The sequence below is a fragment of the Lachnotalea glycerini genome (assembly GCF_003201285.1).
Taxonomy (GTDB): Bacteria; Bacillota; Clostridia; order Lachnospirales; family Lachnospiraceae; genus Lachnotalea; species Lachnotalea glycerini.
Genome location: NZ_QICS01000003.1, coordinates 348,202 through 368,810, shown reverse-complemented (window position 1 = coordinate 368,810; position 20,609 = coordinate 348,202). Strand labels below are relative to the sequence as shown.

At 34.9% G+C, this 20,609-nt stretch carries 16 protein-coding genes, 5 tRNA genes and 1 riboswitch; of the genes, 19 read left to right on the top strand and 2 right to left on the bottom strand.

Annotated features, from left to right (window positions below; translation table 11 throughout):
- Entirely contained in the window at positions 1 to 408 is a 408-nt protein-coding gene (gene atpC / locus C8E03_RS09115) for an ATP synthase F1 subunit epsilon (protein WP_094377398.1), read from the top strand.
- A 149-nt stretch (positions 409 to 557) separates the two neighbouring features.
- On the opposite strand, the gene C8E03_RS09110 is transcribed toward atpC, so the two are convergent.
- A complete protein-coding gene (locus tag C8E03_RS09110; protein WP_094377399.1) occupies positions 558 to 869 on the bottom strand; it encodes an MGMT family protein in 312 nt (103 codons plus the stop codon).
- A gap of 289 nt (positions 870 to 1,158) precedes the next feature.
- Between C8E03_RS09110 and C8E03_RS09105 the strand changes: the two genes are divergently transcribed.
- From C8E03_RS09105 to C8E03_RS09090, 4 genes are all read left to right on the top strand, one after another.
- Complete coding sequence (locus tag C8E03_RS09105; RefSeq protein ID WP_110290872.1) at positions 1,159 to 1,911, top strand: YwmB family TATA-box binding protein; 753 nt, start codon at positions 1,159 to 1,161, stop codon at positions 1,909 to 1,911.
- A gap of 203 nt (positions 1,912 to 2,114) precedes the next feature.
- Positions 2,115 to 2,621, top strand: a complete 507-nt coding sequence (locus C8E03_RS09100) for a hypothetical protein (RefSeq protein WP_094377401.1) — start codon at positions 2,115 to 2,117, stop codon at positions 2,619 to 2,621.
- Positions 2,622 to 2,732: 111 nt separating this feature from the next.
- Positions 2,733 to 3,899, top strand: a complete 1,167-nt coding sequence (locus C8E03_RS09095; protein WP_110290871.1) for a class I SAM-dependent methyltransferase — start codon at positions 2,733 to 2,735, stop codon at positions 3,897 to 3,899.
- A complete protein-coding gene (locus tag C8E03_RS09090; RefSeq protein ID WP_110290870.1) occupies positions 3,896 to 6,418 on the top strand; it encodes a hypothetical protein in 2,523 nt (840 codons plus the stop codon). The genes C8E03_RS09095 and C8E03_RS09090 overlap by 4 nt, the downstream gene beginning before the upstream one ends.
- Before the next feature lie 42 nt (positions 6,419 to 6,460).
- Here C8E03_RS09090 and C8E03_RS09085 read toward each other — a convergent pair whose 3' ends face one another.
- Complete coding sequence (locus C8E03_RS09085) at positions 6,461 to 7,642, bottom strand: CgeB family protein (protein WP_170122956.1); 1,182 nt, start codon at positions 7,640 to 7,642, stop codon at positions 6,461 to 6,463.
- Between the two features lie 266 nt (positions 7,643 to 7,908).
- On the opposite strand from C8E03_RS09085, the gene C8E03_RS09080 reads away from it, so the two are divergent.
- The 14 genes from C8E03_RS09080 (at position 7,909) to C8E03_RS09015 (ending at position 20,605) form a co-directional block, all read left to right on the top strand.
- Positions 7,909 to 9,492, top strand: coding sequence for a DEAD/DEAH box helicase (locus C8E03_RS09080; protein WP_094377405.1), 1,584 nt, complete (start codon positions 7,909 to 7,911; stop codon positions 9,490 to 9,492).
- Positions 9,493 to 9,527: 35 nt separating this feature from the next.
- On the top strand, positions 9,528 to 9,863 hold the full coding sequence (locus C8E03_RS09075) for a hypothetical protein (protein ID WP_094377406.1): 336 nt from the start codon (positions 9,528 to 9,530) through the stop codon (positions 9,861 to 9,863).
- Between the two features lie 1,277 nt (positions 9,864 to 11,140).
- The gene (locus tag C8E03_RS09070; protein ID WP_110290869.1) at positions 11,141 to 13,234 is read left to right on the top strand and encodes a glycoside hydrolase family 13 protein; all 2,094 of its coding nucleotides are present in this window, start codon (positions 11,141 to 11,143) and stop codon (positions 13,232 to 13,234) included.
- A gap of 100 nt (positions 13,235 to 13,334) precedes the next feature.
- Positions 13,335 to 13,416: transfer RNA gene (locus C8E03_RS09065), tRNA-Tyr, on the top strand.
- Positions 13,417 to 13,439: 23 nt separating this feature from the next.
- A tRNA-Leu gene (locus tag C8E03_RS09060) sits at positions 13,440 to 13,526 on the top strand.
- Positions 13,527 to 13,610: 84 nt separating this feature from the next.
- Positions 13,611 to 13,683: transfer RNA gene (locus tag C8E03_RS09055), tRNA-Phe, on the top strand.
- Positions 13,684 to 13,704: 21 nt separating this feature from the next.
- A tRNA-Gly gene (locus tag C8E03_RS09050) sits at positions 13,705 to 13,775 on the top strand.
- Between the two features lie 56 nt (positions 13,776 to 13,831).
- Positions 13,832 to 13,904 (top strand) — tRNA-Gly (locus C8E03_RS09045).
- A gap of 142 nt (positions 13,905 to 14,046) precedes the next feature.
- Positions 14,047 to 14,472, top strand: a complete 426-nt coding sequence (locus tag C8E03_RS09040; RefSeq protein WP_110290868.1) for a DUF523 domain-containing protein — start codon at positions 14,047 to 14,049, stop codon at positions 14,470 to 14,472.
- Positions 14,473 to 14,630: 158 nt separating this feature from the next.
- On the top strand, positions 14,631 to 16,109 hold the full coding sequence (locus C8E03_RS09035) for a GGDEF domain-containing protein (protein WP_110290867.1): 1,479 nt from the start codon (positions 14,631 to 14,633) through the stop codon (positions 16,107 to 16,109).
- Positions 16,110 to 16,122: 13 nt separating this feature from the next.
- Positions 16,123 to 17,253: a BMP family lipoprotein gene (locus tag C8E03_RS09030; RefSeq protein WP_094378105.1), complete on the top strand. Its 1,131-nt coding sequence runs from the start codon at positions 16,123 to 16,125 to the stop codon at positions 17,251 to 17,253.
- Positions 17,254 to 17,309: 56 nt separating this feature from the next.
- A riboswitch (FMN riboswitch) is annotated at positions 17,310 to 17,423 on the top strand.
- A gap of 229 nt (positions 17,424 to 17,652) precedes the next feature.
- Positions 17,653 to 18,756 carry a bifunctional diaminohydroxyphosphoribosylaminopyrimidine deaminase/5-amino-6-(5-phosphoribosylamino)uracil reductase RibD gene (gene ribD / locus C8E03_RS09025; protein ID WP_110290866.1) on the top strand — a complete coding sequence of 368 codons (1,104 nt, stop codon included), beginning with the start codon at positions 17,653 to 17,655 and terminating at the stop codon, positions 18,754 to 18,756.
- Positions 18,741 to 19,388, top strand: a complete 648-nt coding sequence (ribE, locus tag C8E03_RS09020) for a riboflavin synthase (protein WP_110290865.1) — start codon at positions 18,741 to 18,743, stop codon at positions 19,386 to 19,388. Before ribD ends, ribE begins: the two co-directional genes overlap by 16 nt.
- A 17-nt stretch (positions 19,389 to 19,405) precedes the next feature.
- The gene (locus C8E03_RS09015) at positions 19,406 to 20,605 is read left to right on the top strand and encodes a bifunctional 3,4-dihydroxy-2-butanone-4-phosphate synthase/GTP cyclohydrolase II (protein WP_110290864.1); all 1,200 of its coding nucleotides are present in this window, start codon (positions 19,406 to 19,408) and stop codon (positions 20,603 to 20,605) included.
- Positions 20,606 to 20,609: the final 4 nt, after the last annotated feature.

Genomic DNA, 20,609 nt, shown 5'->3' with positions numbered 1-20,609 from the left:
ATGGCAGATGATAGAATATTTCGATTAAAAATTATATCTCCGGATAGATTATTCTATGAGGGAGACATTACAATGGTGGAACTTAAAACAAGTGAAGGTGAAATAGGTATTTATAAAGGCCATATTCCGCTTACAACAATTTTGGTTCCGGGAATTGTAAGGATTACAGAGCCAAATGAAGTAAAACTGGCAGCTCTTTATTCGGGATTTGTGGAAATTTTAAAGGACAAGGTTACTATACTTGCAGAGGTTGCAGAATGGCCTTATGAGATTGACGTAAATCGTGCAATGGAGGCAAAGATTCGCGCAGAGCGAAGAATTAATAACAGTGATAACGAGGTTGATGAGATTCGCGCTGAAATGGCGCTTCGAAGAGCACTGACTCGTATTGAACTTGGTGGTAAGTAGATTAAATTAGAGTAATAATGGAAGTGTCGCATATGACTAAGTGTCAGTCATTAAGCGGCGCTTTTGTTTTTTAATAAATCAAGTAAATAATCCGTTTTAAAGAATTTGATTTTTTTGTTAAAAATTATTTGGAAACTATTAAGAAATAATCAAATCATTGGTGTATCCCATTGATATTTCTCCATATCCACCACACCGTCTTTGAATTCAATACCATCTTTTTCTAATAGCTTGATTTGCTCATTGATTCCTCCGAATACAAAAGCATTTGAAGGTTTTCCATCTTTGGTTACAACACGATAACAGGGAATGTTTTCAGGATCTGGATTTGCATGTAGGGCATAACCAACCACTCTTGCCCATCTTCGATTGCCGGCAAGTGCAGCCACCTGACCATAGGTAGCTACTTTTCCCTTGGGAATTTTCTTAACAACATCGTATATCATATTAAATGTATTCATGGTTCCATTTACTCCTTAATTAAGGTATAATCTTAGATAGCTGTTTTATATGACATCTATATTATGTTAGGATGAATGTATGATTAGTTACATTCTATTTGCTCCTATTTTATCATTAAATTAGAAATTTATCTACCTTAGTTTATAACTAATGGCGATAATAGCCGCTACTCTTTTATCATGTATAAAATACAGACCAACTGTCAATACTTGGAATAACAATAGTTTCAAAGTTACTATTTGGTGTAAATCGAAATAGTAATCGAGTATTACCAGATGGAGGTATTTTATGAAGAAAATAATGGTATTTTTAATTGTAGCAATATGGGTATTTTTAGGAATAGGCTATATAAGAGACGGTAAAAAGGTAGATGAAAACAGAATTGTGGAAGCCTTTAGTAAGGCTGCTTTTTCAAACGAGGAAAGTACAATCAACGTAAATGGAGAATACGCTGGAGATTATTTAAGTACAGAAGGAGCAAAAGATCTACTGGCAAAAATTGCAAAAGAACTTGGTATCGATGACAATTATGAAATAACGCAGCAAAGAGAAGAACAAAAAGGGGAAGTTGTTCTGTTTAAGCAGGCAAAGAGAGCACAAACCACCCTTAAATTTTTCACTTATGAATCAGATTCACAAAATCATGAGATTGGTGTGAAACAATATGTGACAGTAGAACTAAAATTACTGGATACAGCAGATTGCGCACTAGCTTATAAAAATAAACTAGAGGATATTATAAAAAACAATCAGGTTAACGGAGAAATTACAGTCAGTATGAGGGGAAAGTATCCGGAAGAGTTAAATCTTGAAGAGCGAAATATCATAGCCGATGATTTACTTAAAAAACTTGATACAGACATTAAAACAGAACAAAGAAGCGATGACATGTATGTAATATATGGCTATAGCAAGTATATAAATGAGTATAAAAAAGTGGGAAACCAAAAAATAAATGTAAGCCTTGCCATGAATTATAACGAAGAAGAAGAGGCTACTTATATTTATTTGTCTACTCCATTAATTAATGAAGATTATTAGTAACGATTCAGGAAACGAAAAGCGCTAGGTATTTTGGATGAAAAATGAATTTTATATTTTCATAATAAAAAGAAATCTTATTTTTGCATCGTGTATCGGTAACTAGAAAGTACTTAATAGTTATGATGATTAAAAAATAGTTAGTGACCATTATATCAAATATGCATATAGTATTATATAATTAAGTAAATAAAGGAGTATTTATGGATTACAGAAACTATATGCCGTTTGGATATGGTCAAATCCCTTTTTATTCTGGATTTCGTTATTCACTGGATTCTAGTCAAGAGATGATAATGGAAAAAGACAAAGAATATATGAAAAGCCTTTATCCCGTAAAAGCCAAAGAAATTCAGGCTTTAGTAGAAGATGAATGTGACAAATTGGAGTATGAAGGCAGCATTATGTTTGATGAATATCCTGATAAAATTGGATTGCGCAAAATTGGTATGGATGTTTATAATAAAATCAGCAAGAATGAAGCAGTCGTGGACGCTAAAGAGGAATCAAAGGAAGAAGATATTTACATGATGAATTATGGTTATCATTACAGACAGCCAATGCCGCCTCCAAAACCAAAGCAGGAGCCATGTAATGGGCCTGGATGCAACGATGGATCTGTTATGGATATGATTGATGTTCTTTTATTTAATGAAATGTATAAAAGAAGATGTAGACATGATAGATGCCGCAGGCGGTTATATTGGTAATACATGAAAAATTGCTGATAAAAATATAAAATAAGGTTGAGGTTTTACTATAAAGGAATTAAAATATAGTCATAGCAAAATGCTGTGACTATATTTAATAAGGTGAAAAAAATGGAAGAAATCAATATTATATTAAATGAATGTTTAGATAAAGAACTGATCAGGATAATAATCAGCAATCCCAGAGAGAACGAAGGGCCAAATAAGATTATAGTAAGACCAATTCTACTGAAAGAAGAATTGTGGTTTCAAGAGACAATCTATGTAGGAACAAAGGTACTTCATAAGAATTATAAAGCCGAATTTATACAAGAGGAAATTGTAAATAATATTACTAAAAATTTCAAACAACTGCAAATTGAACATAGTTTAATGAATGCAACCGTGCTTGTTAGTAAAAAAGGAAAAATCACAATAAATAAAAAGCAAAATGATGCAGTGCCAGGCAGTCCAATAAAATTAAATCATAATAGAACGAAACGCTATATTATACCAGAGGGAAAAAGCGTAGAATTTCTTGTTGATTTAGGTGTCATGACAAGTGATGGAAGTATCATTAAAGCAAAATATGATAAATTTAAGCAAATCAATCGTTTTTTAGAGTTTATTGAAGATATATTACCAAAGCTGTCAAATTCAAAGGAGATTAAAATCATTGACTTTGGTTGTGGTAAATCGTATCTTACCTTTGCTATGTATTATTATCTTAAAGTTTTAAAGAGTAATGATGTAAGAATCATTGGACTTGATTTAAAGGAAGAAGTGATTGATCATTGCAATAAACTAAGTGAAAAATACGGTTTTGAGAAATTGAGGTTTTATAAGGGAGATATTGCACAGTTTGAAGGTGTGGATTCTGTCGATATGGTAGTGACACTGCATGCCTGCGATACTGCAACAGACTATGCGCTTGAAAAGGCGGTCAAATGGGGAGCAAATGTGATTTTGTCGGTACCTTGTTGCCAGCATGAACTCAATAAACAGCTTCATAATGAAATACTAGAGCCGGTATTAAAGCACGGTTTAATTAAGGAACGCATCGCGGCGCTAGTCACAGATGCACTTCGGGCAGAACTGTTGGAGAGCAAAGGTTATAAGGTTCAGATATTGGAGTTCATTGACATGGAACATACGCCTAAGAATATATTAATACGGGCAGTAAAAGATGAGAAAATTGCAAATAATCTGAAAAAATATAATGCATGCAAAGATTTTCTTGGTGTTGCTCCTACATTAGAAAAGCTTTTGGTGAAAAAGAAGACAGGAGAGAACATATGAAAAAAACCATAATAAAAGGTATCATATTAGCTGCCGTTTTCTTTATTTTTATCTTTATTTTAACTCAATGGAGGGGAAAAGATGATCAAAATCAGATTACAACGATGGGAGAAGCAACCTTTCCTACTATATATTTGACCAGCTTTGAAAACAACATCAACGAGCTTCATGGATATGCAGACGATATGGAAGCAAATTATATGAGAGATACTATCACCCCGCTTTCCGAAGACAGAGTATTACCTATCACAATTAATAATTATGGAAGCAAAATTTTAAAGTTGTCCTATGAAGTAAGGAGTTCGGATACAACGAGGCTTGTAGAACAAACGGAAGTAACTGATTTTAAGGATAATGGTGATTATTTTAGTGCAAATTTAAACATAAAAAATCTTCTGGAAGATAATAAGGAATATATACTTAAAATTATTATAAGCACTAAAACGGCGGAAAATATCAATTATTATACAAGAATTATTAAAAAAGATAAGTTAAATGTCAAGGAAAAAGTTGATTTTGTTAAGGAGTTTAATCAAAAGACCTTTGATAAGAGCCAGGCGGAGGATCTTGTTATTTATCTGGAATCTAATTCATCAGGAGATAGTTCGAGCTTTAATAAGGTAACAATTAATTCTAAATTCGAACAGGTTACCTGGGGGCAGTTAAATGCTACAAGAGAAACGGAGCCGATACCACAAATTAAGGAAATTGATAGTCAGACAGCAAGCATAGTTTTAAAATATGTTGTTAGCATACAAAATGAAAATGACTCAATTGAATATTACAATGTAAAAGAATATTATAGAATCCGTTACACACAAGACAGAATTTATTTGCTGGATTTTGAACGAAGTATGACTCAAATTTTTGATGAGAGCAATTCGGTATTTAAGGATAATCGCCTGACACTAGGAATTAGAGATGAAAATATAGAATATAAGGATAATCCAAGTGGAAATTTGGTCGCTTTTGTTCAGGAGGGTGAACTATATGTTCTTAATATCAGCGAGAATAAAATAGTAAAGGCTTTTAGTTTTAGAGATGACGTTTTGGATACCAGAGATAACTATGATCAGTTTGATATCAAGGTACTTGATGTAGATGACGAAGGAAATGTTGCATTTTTGGTTTATGGATACATGAATCGTGGAGATTATGAGGGGCAGGTTGGAATTGATGTATTTTATTATAGCAGTAATCTAAATACATTAGAGGAAAGACTTTTTATACCATCTACTCATCCATATCAAATGATGAAACAATCCATAAGTAATTTTGTTTATTTAAATGAACAGGATAAAATGTATATTGATATTGACGACTCCATTTATTGTGTTGATTTAGCACAACAAAGCTATACGGAGGTGGTTAACAATCTGCCGTTGGCAGGTTATGTTATTTCAAAGGATAATAGTATTTTAGCATGGCAAAATGGAGAGAATGCTAAAAGTTCTACTAAGATTACGATTTTAGATCTTTCAGGTGGTCAGAAAAATACAGTTGAGGTAGGAGATGATGAAAGGGTTATTCCAATTGGTTTTATGGACAATGATTTTATCTATGGTGTGACAAAGGCAGAAGATATTATTACAGATGATACCGGTGTGACTCTATTTCCGATGTATTGTCTTAAAATTCAAGACAGTAATGGAGATATTATAGAAGAATATCAGCAGGATGGTATTTATATTTCAGATGCACAAATTATTGATAATGTTATTAAATTAACAAGAGTTACCTTGAATGATACTGGCTATTCTTATATAGAAGACGATAGTATTATGAACAGTCTTGATGTGGATAAAGGCAAAACCTCACAAAACTCCATCGTGACTGAAACAAAGGAAACGCAGCAGCAATTAGTACTGGGATATAGCCTGAAAGAAAAGATGCCTACTCTTGTAATGCCGAAACAGATATTATCGGAAAAAGACTTGACATTAAAGCTTAAATCAACTAAGAAGCAGCAGGATAAATATTTTGTATATGCAAAAGGGGAACTTCAGGGAATTTTTCAAAATATAAGTGAGGCTATTATAGAAGCAGACAGCTTGTACGGTGTTGTAGTAGACAAGAATCAAGAATATATTTGGGAGAGAGGGAATCGGCTAATTCGAACCTCTATTAGTGGCATTACTCCTCGTCTAGAGGAAAACGGAAATAGTTTAGCGGCTTGTCTGGATTGCATTTTAGAGCTTTCCGGAAAGAATGTAGATTGTTCCTCCTTAATGGATAAGGGAGAAAATGCAGTTAGTATTCTTAGTGATCATATTGATGGAACAATCGTGGAAATGTCACATGCATCGCTGAGTGCTGCGCTTTATTATGTAAGTAAAGGTTCACCTGTCATAGCAAAAATGGATGATAATACTCAAGTGTTAATTGTTGGATATGATGAATTAAATATAAGTGTTATGAATCCTTTAAAAGGAACCATTTATAAAATAGGTATGAACGACAGTACCAACCTGTTTGAAACAGCAGGGGGTATATTTATTACTTATTTATCCAATCAATAGAAGAATCAAGAAAGGAAGACCGCTTTAAGTGTCTTCCTTTTTCTAACTGCAAATCATATCGAGCATGGTCTTAAGCCTAAGCGTATAATTATGCTCGCTGCTTACCTTACGAAAGCCGTTTGATGCAATGGTCTGACGTTCCTCGTCGTGGCGAAGATAATAATTGGCCTTATCGAGCAGCTCGTCTATACTGCTGTAAAAGACGAAATCTTTATCCGGTTCAAAATAATCAAAAAAATCTTCTTGATAGTTGCTGAGTAAAAATCCTCCTGCTCCCATAATGTCCATGGCACGAAGTGGAATACCGGATTGGATGCTCTTTAATGAAATGTTTAAATTAATCTTACTAAGCCGAAATACCTTTGGCATATCAGTATAAAAGTCAACAGGACCTTTATTGATTGCTTTACCAACCTTTATGTCAGGATTAAACGTATAAAGGCTTGTATCAAAATGTGAAGACAAAGATTCTAAGATAAGAATTCGTTCCATTGAAGTGATTTTCCTGCACAGAAAATAATTAGCATACACGTAACGTGTTGTAGCAAAGGAGTCAGGTTCAATCTGATATTTCATAGCAGTCTCCATATTAGCTAAAATATCATCGCGAATACATGTCTCAAGCAGGTTAAAACCATATATTTTAAGCTGAGTCTGCATCAGTCCCTCTAAATAGCCTATTGTGTAAGTATCATTTCGAGCAGCCAGTTTATCCCTTAGTCTGTCGTATAAATTGTGATCCTCATTATAAAGAGATCCAACAAAGGAAATATCAGAAGAATAGTTAAGCCTATCCTGATTTGTAACAGGTATTTGGCGAAGTCTTTTTGCGTTCACGGCAAGGGGAAGATAATGAACGGTTTTAATTCCCTTTGATGCCAGTTCTTGATATGTAAATTTATCAAAAATAAATACATAATTACAAGGATTTATTATATTCGCTGAATATAACTTAATAAACGGGCTGTCATATATCCAGGATACATATTTGGCAGTTGTTTGATTGCAGGCCTCTGATACAGCAGGATAGTAATTTAGTGTAAAAACAGCCCTATATTTATTTTTTATTATTTTGCTTTTAAGCTTATCTATAAATTCATAATCCAAACCAACATGTGATTTCAATTCAAGTGACATGATATCCACAGTGTTGTCAAGATCCTTTAGGACACTTATCAAATCGTTTTTGCCGTAACAGTCCCAGTCTAAAAAAAGTATTTTCACATCATTATCTCCTTTATAAGGCAGTCTGTATTGTAGTCTCATCTGTTCCTATTATAATACATTTTTGGAAAAAATAATAGTTTGACAAATTTAAATACATAAGATATACTTACTATGTTATGCTTTGTCTTAAGAACTATATATGAGTTGTAATTAAGTTAAGCCCAATACATAGTGTATTAGTGCTTTTTTTTTACGCGATTGAGAAAATAAAAATTAGCTTTATAGTTGATACAAGGTTTTCAAAAGAAAGGAAATTTAAATAAATGGAAGTAACGAGATTTGATGAATTAGGATTATCAGAACCAATATTAAGAGCAATTACAGAAATGGGGTTTGAAGAAGCAACCCCGATACAGGCAAAGGCAATACCAGTTGTTATGTCCGGAAAGGATGCCATCGGACAGGCTCAGACAGGAACAGGAAAAACAGCTGCTTTTGGTATACCGATACTTGAAAAAGTAGATGTTAAGAGTAAGAATATACAGGCAATTATTCTTTGTCCAACCAGAGAGTTAGCTATACAGGTGGCTGAAGAAATCAGAAACCTTTCCAAATTTATGCATGGGATAAAGATTTTACCGATTTATGGTGGTCAGGATATTGTAAAGCAGATTCGTTCCCTCAAGGCAGGAGCGCAGATTGTCATTGGTACGCCGGGACGTGTTATGGATCATATGAGAAGAAAGACAGTCAAATTTGATCATATACACACTATTATATTAGATGAAGCAGATGAAATGCTTAACATGGGATTCCGTGAGGATATAGAAACAATTCTAAAACAGATTCCAGAAGAAAGACAGACCGTATTATTTTCTGCAACTATGCCTAAGGCAATTATGGATATAGCGAAAACTTATCAAAATGATGCACAGACGGTTAAGGTAGTAAAGAAAGAACTGACGGTTCCGAATATTGAACAATATTACTATGAAGTAAAGCCTAAGAATAAAGAAGAGGTATTATCCAGACTTCTTGATATTTATGATCCAAAACTTTCTGTTGTATTTTGCAATACAAAAAGAATGGTGGACGAGTTGGTAAGTGCTTTGCAGGGAAGAGGCTATTTTGCAGAAGGACTTCATGGAGATCTAAAGCAATCTCAAAGGGACAGAGTTATGAGCAGTTTTCGAAATGGAAAAACTGAGATTTTAGTTGCAACTGATGTAGCAGCCAGAGGAATTGATGTAGATGATGTGGATATCGTATTTAACTATGATTTGCCACAGGATGATGAATACTATGTTCATCGAATTGGAAGAACCGGAAGAGCAGGCAGAAAGGGAAGAGCCTTTTCCTTTGTTGTAGGTAAGGATGTTTATAAGCTAAAGGATATCCAAAGATATTGTAAGACTAAGATATTGGCACAGCCGATTCCATCTTTAAATGATGTAAAAAATACAAAAGTAGATAAGGTGTTGGAAAAAATATCGGGTATTATTGAGGAAGAAGATTTAACATTAATGATAGATATTATTGAAAAACATCTTAATCAAGAAGACTACACTTCGATGGATGTGGCAGCAGCATTTTTATCACTGGCGTTAGGAGAGAAGCAGGAAGAGCAGCCAAGGGAATTTGATTTTGGAAACACTGGCGCTGAGGAAGGTATGGTTCGTCTTTTTATCAATATTGGTAAGAAGCAAAACATTCGTCCAGGTGATATCTTGGGTGCAATTGCAGGCGAAAGCGGTATGCCTGGAAAACTAGTAGGAAGCATTGATATGTATGATAAATATACCTTTGTAGAGGTACCACGTGAATATGCTTCAGAGGTTCTAAAAGCAATGGAAAATGCAAAAATAAAAGGTAAGAATATTAGCATTGAACCAGCCAACCAAAAATAGTAGAATAGCAGTATAGACACGAATGGAGGAAAATTATGATTGTAGAAGGCAAAAGCGGAAAAGTCGATAATTATAAGTTTACAGCAGTAGTGTTTACTGGACTATACTTGATATTTCAAGTGGTTGAATTTTTTAATAATACAGCAGAGAATCCACTGTATAACGAAATGATGAAAAATGCAATTAAATTTCAGCGGCTTGGAGTTTTAATTTGCGTTATTATTTATGATATAATAGCTTTGAATAAATATATTAATTATAAAAAGCATGATAAAATAGTATATTTGATTCATCCAAAGGTTGAGAAAATAATAGAAGTGATATGCTTGATTTGTGGAATTATGGGTTTTGGCATGGCTTGCTTTTATTAATATTTCATTAAGAAAGAAATGGCTCTTGCATTTTATGCAAAGAGCTATTTTGTTACTTTATTTCATATAAGGATCTTGTTGTGGTAACGTATAAAAGCTTTGATTCCTATGAAATAAAAACACAATGCGAACGAATGCAAGTGGAAAATGTCACAGAATGACAGCATTCGGCGCGGCAAAGCGGTCAAGTCCCTCATGAGTAAGGGATTAGGGAGCTGATACGGACTTGTCTGCTTTGTTGAAAAGAAAAATTAATTTTCACTATTTTGTGCCAGAATTGAAAAAAGATACAAATTGTAACAAATAAATGCCTGTTACAAATAGAAAAGCAGTTTTGGGACAAGAATTGGCATAATTTATAAAATATAATGCAAACGTTTGCATTATATAGTTACATTATATAAAAAAATGTGTCGAAAAACTTAATCTTTGTGCACACTTATATTGACTCGAGTGCTATAATAAATCTTGTAAAACCCCCCAATACATTATATAGTTTTTGCTACACCCCCATAAAAAGAAATACCTTCTCCTAAAAAGACAGCAGATCGGATGGCTGTCTTTTTAATTTCTTTATTTTATAGGAAAGACCTTGTTGTGGTAACGTTAAAAGCTTTGATTCCTATGAAATAAAACACAATGCGCACGAATGCAAGAGGAGAATGTCACTGCGTGACAGCATTCGGCGCGGAAAAGCGGTCAAGTCCCTCATGTGTGAGGGATTAGAGAGCTGATGCGGACTTGTCCGCTTTATTCATTCATAGGAAAGACCTTGTTGTGGTAACGTTAAAAGCTTTGATTCCTATGAAATAAAACACAATGCGCACGAATGCAAGAGGAGAATGTCACTGCGAGACAGCATTCGGCGCGGAAAAGCGGTCAAGTCCCTCATGTGTGAGGGATTAGAGAGCTGATGCGGACTTGTCCGCTTTATTCATTCATAGGAAAGACCTTGTTGTGGTAACGTTAAAAGCTTTGATTCCTATGAAATAAAACACAATGCGCACGAATGCAAGAGGAGAATGTCACTGCGTGACAGCATTCGGCGCGGAAAAGCGGTCAAGTCCCTCATGTGTGAGGGATTAGAGAGCTGATGCGGACTTGTCCGCTTTATTCTTTATAGAAAATATATCAGTTTTGTGGTAGGCAATGAGCATAAGCTTGATAATGAACTTGTATGAAAATAAGTACAAAACAAAATGAAATACCTTGTATAATACAAGGGTATATTATAGAATATATTTAAGAGTTATATGTTTTGAGAAGAGGAGTCTGCAATGGATAACATGGAAGAAATATTTCAAAAACAATTATATTTATCGCAAATGAGACCCCCATTAAATAGGAACGCATTGTTTTCAGATGAGACTGAGAATTATCGTATACCAACTGAACCCTTGGCTTTTTCAACGGTAACAATTCGATTTCGTGCAGAAAAGGATAATGTTGATGCTGTGTATTTAATAGCAGATAGCATTCGCTATGAAATGACGCGATATGAGACAAAAGGTGTATTTGATTTTTATAAGTTGGAATTATCTGTTGCAGGCGAGGTTGTGAATTATTATTTTGAAATTATGATAGGTAAAATAAAATGCTATTATAATAAGCTTGGAGTGACAAAAGAGGTACAAGAGTACTATTCTTTTATGATTCTACCGGGTTATACTTCACCGAAATGGGCAAAAGGAGCCGTTGTATATCAGATATTTACTGACCGCTTTTATAATGGAGATAAAAGTAATGATGTTGAGAATAGAGAATATATTTACATTCAGGATGGGGTAAGTAAGGTAGAGGATTGGAATCGATTCCCTGCGATTATGGATGTAAGAGATTTTTATGGTGGAGACTTGCAAGGTGTAATAGATAAATTGGATTATTTAGAGGATTTGGGAATCGAAGTGATTTATTTTAATCCTTTATTTGTATCGCCATCCAATCATAAATATGATATCCAAGATTATGATTATATTGATCCTCATTTTGGTAAAATTGTTAATGATGGCGGTGAATGTCTGCCTGCATATGATAATGTCAATCAGCATGCAAGTAAATACATTAAGAGGGTAACAGATAAAGAAAATCTTGAAGCAAGTAATCAACTTTTTGCAAAGCTTGTACAAATGGCACATCAAAGAGGTATCAAAGTGATTCTGGATGGTGTATTTAATCATTGTGGTTCTTTTAATAAATGGATGGACAGAGAGCAAATTTACGAAAATCAGGAAGGCTATGAGAAAGGTGCTTTTGTATCCGAGGAAAGTCCATACCAAAGTTTTTTTAAATTTTATACGGATGAAACATGGCCTTATAATAACGAATATGATGGCTGGTGGGGGCATAGTACATTGCCAAAGTTAAATTACGAGGACTCACCTAAATTATATGAATATATGTTAAATGTAGCAAGAAAATGGGTTTCCGCCCCATATCATATCGATGGATGGCGTTTGGATGTTGCGGCTGATCTGGGTCATAGCAATGAATATAATCATCAGTTTTGGAAAGCATTTCGTAAGGCTGTGAAAGAATGCAATCCAGATACCATTATACTTGCTGAGCATTATGGCGATCCAAGGGATTGGCTTTTGGGTGATGAATGGGATACTGTTATGAACTATGATGCATTTATGGAGCCAGTATCATGGTTCTTGACAGGAATGGAAAAACACAGTGATGAATACAGAGAAGATTTAAAAGGAAATGCGGGCAGCTTTTTTGGAGCTATGAGACATCACATGGCAAGCTTAAATGGCAGTGCATTGCAAACTGCAATGAATGAGTTGTCCAATCATGACCATTCCAGATTTTTAACAAGAACAAACGGTAAGGTAGGACGCTTGGGACATTACAGCTCAGAAGAGGCGGGTCAGGGGATTGATAAGGCAATATTTAAGGAAGCGGTCATTATTCAAATGACTTGGCCAGGAGCACCGACGATATATTATGGAGATGAGGCAGGCGTATGCGGCTTTACCGATCCTGACAACAGGAGAAGCTATCCTTGGGGCAAGGAGGATATAGAATTGGTTGAATTTCATAAAGCAGCCATTGCACTTCATAAAAAATATAACGTATTAAAATTTGGTTCCATTAAATTTTTAGTAGGTGAAAAAAATGTAATAGTCTATGGAAGATTCAATAACCAAGATCAAATTATTGTACTGATTAATAATGACGAAAATGAAAAAAGTATAGAAGTCCCTGCATGGGAAATTGGGCTTCAATCGAATTCCAGATTACAGCGAATTATGCTGACTACAAAGGAGAGCTTTACATTGGAGGACTTCTACTATAAAATGGATGGATATTATCTTCATATTTCTCTTTTGGGAAGATCTGCTATGGTTCTTAAAAATTTTTACTAAAAATAAAAAAATGCTTGCACTTTTTTTTCCCTTATGTTATAACTATATATTGTCAGGACTGATTTGGGACGACCAATAAGCCCTGTTCAGATATAGAAATGGATGGATTCCCGAGCGGCCAAAGGGGGCAGACTGTAAATCTGTTGTCGACGACTTCGAAGGTTCGAATCCTTCTCCATCCAGTAGGATATTATCTGATATCCATGCCGGCGTGGCGGAACTGGCAGACGCACAGGACTTAAAATCCTGCGGGACTTATACTCCCGTACCGGTTCGATTCCGGTTGCCGGCAGTAGAATACTAAGTAGATGAGGATTGACATAATTTGATTTTTTTGGTAGAATCATACATGTTGTTCCATTACTTAGGTCTATTCGCCCAGATAGCTCAGTCGGTAGAGCAGAGGACTGAAAATCCTCGTGTCACTGGTTCGATTCCGGTTCTGGGCACTAGTAATTATAACACTTTATGCGGGTGTAGTTCAATGGTAGAACACTAGCCTTCCAAGCTAGATACGTGGGTTCGATTCCCATCACCCGCTTAGCCAGATCTGTTCCTAGCTGGATATTTTACATTTAATTATTATATTATTGATATGCGATAGTAGTACAGTTGGTAGTACGCCACCTTGCCAAGGTGGAGGTCGCGAGTTCGAGTCTCGTCTATCGCTTTTATTATAGAATCTTGTGGTCTTTGACAGGCTGCAAGATTTTTTTCTGTAGGAATTACTACATTACTAAAAAGTGTTAAAGTAAATTATTATAATAAAATTTAAACACTGTATAAAATAGGAGTGTTGATTGGAGAGGGATATGAATATTTTAGTTAGTGCGTGTTTATTGGGAATTCAATGCAGATATGATGGCTCGGGTGTAATGCAGGAGCATATAGAAGGATTAAAAAAAGAGCATAATTTAATCCCAGTATGTCCTGAAATTTACGGAGGATTAGCTACCCCACGTGAAGCAGCGGAGAGAGTTGGTAATAGAATTTTGACTCATTCAGGTAAGGATGTAACTAAAAATTATGAAAGGGGAGCCAAAGAGATATTAAAACTTGCTAAAATGCTTGATTGTAAATATGCAATATTGAAAGAACGAAGTCCATCATGTGGTATGGGTAAAATATATGATGGAACATTTTCGGGAAATTTAACAGATGGAAATGGAGTATTAGCAGAATTATTAATAAAAAATGGGATACAGGTAGTTGGTGAAACAGAGTATAGTAAAATATAACTTTCAATCTGTGCTAATAGAAATAAAAACGCTTTTAGGCTACAACTTATTAAAGACTAATTTATTGAAACTAACAAAAGAAGATGCTATACTAACATTATATATAGCCATAATGTACATAATGATAGGATAGTTGTTTTGGTTACAGAGGAAAACAGATGAATAATAAAGAGAGAAAGTTCTATGTGAAGTTGTCGATGGTTTTTTTCCCAATTTCCTTATTGTTAGTACTGATATTAATTTTATTGTACAACTTTGCTATTATAAGTAATAACGCAGCAAAATCAGTAATAGAGGATGATCTTACAATTGAGACTGAGAATTTTACCTATCAAATTCGAGATGAATTAAGTATAATGACTAGAATGGGTAGTGCATTTAGTGATATGTTAAACGTCTTGTCAATAGAATCGGCGAATCAAGCTTTGCCTATAATTGGAACCTTGTGTGATAACTCAAATGCTTATATGGTGGTTTATTGTGATACAAAAGGGATTGGTGTTACTCAAAGTGGAATTAAGGTAAATGTAAAGAAAGATAATATTTTACGATCAGACAAAGGCTCAAGTCAATACTATACATATATTCAAAAAGAAAATATTATGCAGGCAGAGGCTATTGTTTCTGTAATTCCGGTTGCTGAGGAGGATGAGGTGAATGGGTATATATTAATGTATTATTCAGTCAGCCATGTTAGAAAGCTTTTTGCACAATCTTCGGAATTTAGTAATGCCTTTCTTATCTTTAGCGTAGACAATGGTGAAGTTATTACCACCGAAGGACTGAATCAACAGCCAACCAAGGGAGTGACATTGCCACAGCTATTAAACGAAATGGATTCAGATATTGATTCACAAAAGATTCAAAATGCAGTAGAGAAAATGGAAAATACATCTTTATTTTTAGTTCATGATAATGAATCAAAATATGTTATTGGTGTTCCAACCTTTATTAATGATTGGTATATCACAATAGGCTTTGAGAAAAGCCTATATGAGCAGAAATTAACGGATGAATGGACGAGCATCCGTAATTTAATTACATATTTGCTAATACTAATTTTGGCTTTTATCTTTCTTATGGTCGGAATAACACTGTTTGTACAACATTTTTATATAAAGCACAATAAAAAATTACAAAAGAGAGCCAATACAGATTTGTTGACTGAGTTGAATAATAAAGTTACTACGGAGCATGAAATTCAGCAATATATTATGGAAAATCCGAAAGCATGTGGAATTTTGTTTATTGTAGATATAGATAATTTTAAAGGAATCAATGATACGATGGGGCATGCAATGGGTGATACGGTTCTTAAAAGAGTCGGATATTATATGAGAGAGGAATTTGGAGAAGGTAATATATTAGGAAGAGTGGGTGGTGACGAATTTATAATTTTCATCAAAGGATTAAAATCAGAGTTTGAGATTGAGGCTGTAATGAGAAAAACGGGTGAGTTATTTAAGATGCTGTCATGCAAAGAGACTGTTTTAGAATCGATTACTTTCAGTATTGGTGCGGCAATATTTCCAAAGGACGCAGCTAGCTTTGAAGAGTTATATCAAGTGGCGGATCAGGCATTGTATGATGCAAAGAAAAGTGGTAAGAATCAATTAATACAATGTAAAGGTAAATAAGGATGTGATAACTATGCGGAGGTTGAATTTTCTATTTGTATTATTTTGTGTTTGTGCGGGATCATTATTTGTTTCCGGTTGCGTAGATGCGAAAGATAACAAAGAGGATTCAAAGACAGCAAAGAGTTTAGCGAATGATTCAGAGGAATCAGAGGAAGAATATGAGATAGCTTTGGTCACTGATCTAGGGACAATTGAAGATAAGTCTTTTAATCAGGCATCATGGGAAGGGATCAGGCAGTATGCCAAAGAACATAAAATTACATATACATATTACCAACCGGAGGAAGGAACAAATGATGCGTACTTAGAAACAATTGATAACGCGATTAAAAATGGAGCTAAATTGGTGGTTTGCCCAGGATTTCTATTTGAAACACCTGTGTTTATTGCTCAGGAAAAATATCCCAATGTTAACTTTATATTAATTGACGGTGAACCTCAAAATGCCGCAAACACTGAATATCGAATCGATAATAATGTATTGGCCATTTTGTTTCAAGAGGAACAGGCTGGTTTTTTGGCGGGGTATGCAGCCGTTAAAGACAAAAACACTAAGCTAGGTTTTTTAGGTGGGATGGCAGTTCCAGCAGTGATACGTTATGGCTATGGATTTGTGCAGGGGTGTGATTATGCAGCATCAGAAGATAATATCAATGTGGAGATTAAATATACTTATACAGGTACTTTTCAAGCTTCCTCTTGCATAGAGGAATTAGCGAGTTCTTGGTATCAAAATGGTATTGAGGTTATTTTTTCTTGTGGAGGCGCTGTAGGCAATTCTGTAATAGCGGCTGCGGAGCAAAATGACGCCAAAGTAATAGGAGTTGATGTAGATCAAAGTGAAGTATCAGATGTGGTAATAACTTCGGCAATGAAGATGATTCAAAAAGCAGTATATTGTGCGATAGAGGAGTATTACACAAACACTTTCCCTGGTGGGACGGCTCAAACCTTTTCCGCAATAAATGAAGGCATTGGCATTCCCCTAGAAAATTCTAAATTTCAGATTTTTACGCAAAGTGATTATGAGAATATTTATGCAAAATTGGTTTCGGGTGAAATTGTAATTAATAATAGCGTGGAGGATTCGACTACAGCAGATATTATATTATCGTCAACAACTGTTGAATACATTGATTAAATAACAAAATAAATTTGACAAATTTATTTAAAAATGATATAGTCTAAACAATTGAATATAATCTTCAGGGCAGGGTGCAATTCCCTACCGGTGGTAAAGCCCACGAGCCGTAAGGTTGATTCGGTGTAATTCCGAAGCCGACAGTAAAGTCTGGATGAAAGAAGAAACAGATTGATTATAATTTTGTATTTTTGATTTTTAGCTCTGAAATGTTTAACATTTCAGAGTTTTTTTATTCTATTAATAAGAAATTTCTTATTGAATAAAAAGCGCTGCCTATCTAAAATTTTTATTTTGGGGATAGACAGAGAATCCGTTTCATAATACAAAATAAAAGCATAAAGGCCTTGAATGTATTTTTCAATGTCCTTTATGCTTTTTTTAAAGTCAGGAGGTAAAATGCAAGACACAGATTATATGAAATTAGCATTAGAGCTGGCCAAAAAGGGTTTAGGTTATGTAAATCCCAATCCCATGGTAGGAGCTATCATTGTAAAGGAGGGGGTGATTATTGGTCAGGGCTATCATGAAAAGTATGGTCAGCTGCATGCAGAAAGAAATGCGCTGAACCATTTGAGTACATCACCAAAAGATGCAACGCTCTATGTAACCTTAGAGCCATGTTGTCATTATGGAAAAACATCGCCATGTACAAAGGCAATTATAGAAAGCAAAATAAAAAGGGTGGTGGTTGGTTCAACTGATCCCAATCCCTTAGTAAGGGGGAGGGGGATAAAAATTTTGCGAGAGAATAATATAGATGTTACAGAAGATATATGCAAGGAGGAATGTGATAAGTTAAATGAAGTATTTTTTCACTACATTAAGACAAAAATACCGTATGTCATCATGAAATATGCAATGACAATGGATGGTAAAATTGCTACTTATACCGGAAAATCAAGATGGATAACAGGAGAAACCGCAAGAAAACAGGTTCATCTAGACCGTCATCGTTACACTGCAATTATGGTTGGAGTGAATACGGTGATATTAGATAACCCATTGCTAACTTGCCGCTTAAATCAGGGAAAAACCCCCATACGAATTATATGTGATACAAATCTAAGAACACCATTAAGAACAAAGCTGATTCTTACAGCAAGGAAAATACACACTATAATAGCAACTTCCTGCATTGAGGAAGCAAAGCGTGAGCCATACTTAAAGGCTGGCTGTGAGTTGATTACGGTAGAAAAAGCTGACGGCCATATTAATCTTTGCGAATTGATGAAGCAATTAGGAAAGATGGGGATTGACAGTGTTTTATTGGAAGGAGGAGCAGCACTTGGATGGTCGGCACTTCAATGTGGAATTGTTAATAAACTGCAATGCTATATATCACCAAAGCTGTTTGGAGGAAAAGGGGCAGAATCTCCTATAGGAGGGGAAGGAATTAAAGACCCCCAAAGTGCTTTCTGGCTAAAGAACAGGACAATAACACAATTGGGCGAGGATATATTAATCGAGGGTGAGGTGAGCTATCCATGTTTACAGGAATAATAGAAGAGACTGGAAGTATAAGAAGTATAATGAGAGGAAAGCAATCGGTTACGATTACAATTCTGGCAGATATCATATTAGAGGATTTACATTTGGGAGACAGCGTAGCAGTAAACGGTATTTGCCTTACAGTGACTGAGATATTGGGTAGAACCTTTACAGCGTACGTTATGCATGAAACATTAACACGTTGTGAACTTTCCAAACTCGTAATAGGTAGACTGGTTAATTTGGAACGTGCCATGCCAGCAAATGGAAGATTTGGTGGACACATAGTTTCGGGACATATAGATGGAACTGGTCAGATCGTTGATATGGTAAAGGATGAAAAAGCCATTTGGTATACTATAAAGACAGGTAGTAAAATCATGAAATATGTGGTGGAAAAGGGTTCTATAGCAATTGACGGAATTAGTCTTACCATTGCAAAAGCTAATCAGGATAGTTTTTGCGTTTCTGTAATACCTCATACTGCTAAAAACACATCACTTTCTTATAAAATGGTTGGAGATATGGTAAATTTAGAAAACGATATTTTGGGAAAATACATTGAACAATTATTAAAAAATAAATCCAAGCAAGATACAGGAAGCAATATAACTAAGGACTTTCTGAATAAATTTGGTTATTAGAGAGGAGGAATAAGGTAATGTTTGAATATAGTACAGTAAAAGATGCTCTAAAGGAGCTTAACGAGGGGAAAATTATACTAGTTACGGATGATGAAGGTCGTGAAAATGAGGGAGATTTTATCTGTGCCGCTCAATTTGCCACTACACAAAATATTAATTTTATGGCAACGCACGGAAAAGGCTTGATTTGTATGCCAATGAGTGAGGAACTGGCAGAAAGACTTCATATTCCACTTATGGTCAAAGATAATACCGATAATCATGAAACTGCTTTTACCGTTTCAATTGATCATATGAATACAACAACAGGAATATCTGCCAGTGAAAGAAGTATTACTGCTTTGAAATGCGTTGAGGAGGATGTAAAACCGGAGGAATTTCGAAAGCCCGGACATATGTTTCCCTTGCTGGCGAAGAAAAACGGTGTGTTAGAGCGTGCAGGACATACAGAAGCAACAGTAGATTTGATGCGTCTTTCAGGACTCAAAGAATGTGGTGTTTGCTGTGAAATCATGAAAGATGACGGTACTATGATGAGGACACCTGAGCTTATATTGCTTGCTCAAAAATGGAATATGAAGTTTATTACGATAAAATCCATACAGAATTACAGAAAAAAGAATGAGTGCTTTGTAAAATGCGTCTCAATTACAAAAATGCCTACAAAATATGGTGAATTTAAGTCATATGCTTATATCAATCAATTAAATGGTGAGCATCATGTTGCTTTAGTAAAAGGAGAAATCGGAAATGGCGAAAATTTACTTTGTAGAGTTCATTCTGAATGCTTAACAGGCGATACCTTTGGCTCTCTGCGCTGTGACTGCGGCCAACAGTTTGCACAGGCGATGACATTGATAGAACGTGAGGGCAGAGGAGTACTTTTATATATGCGGCAGGAAGGCAGAGGAATTGGTCTTGTTAATAAATTAAAAGCTTATGAACTTCAGGAAAAAGGTATGGATACATTAGAGGCTAATCTGGCTTTGGGCTTTGACGGTGATTTAAGAGAATATTACATCGGTGCACAGATATTAAAGGATTTAGGAGTGAAAACACTTCGGCTTTTAACAAATAATCCAGGTAAAGTAGAACAGTTGGCTGACTATGGAATGGAGATTATTAACCGGGTATCGATTCAAGTAACGCCAACTGCACATGATTATTTTTATCTGAAGACGAAACGGGAAAAAATGGGTCATATTTTAGATTATTAAGAGG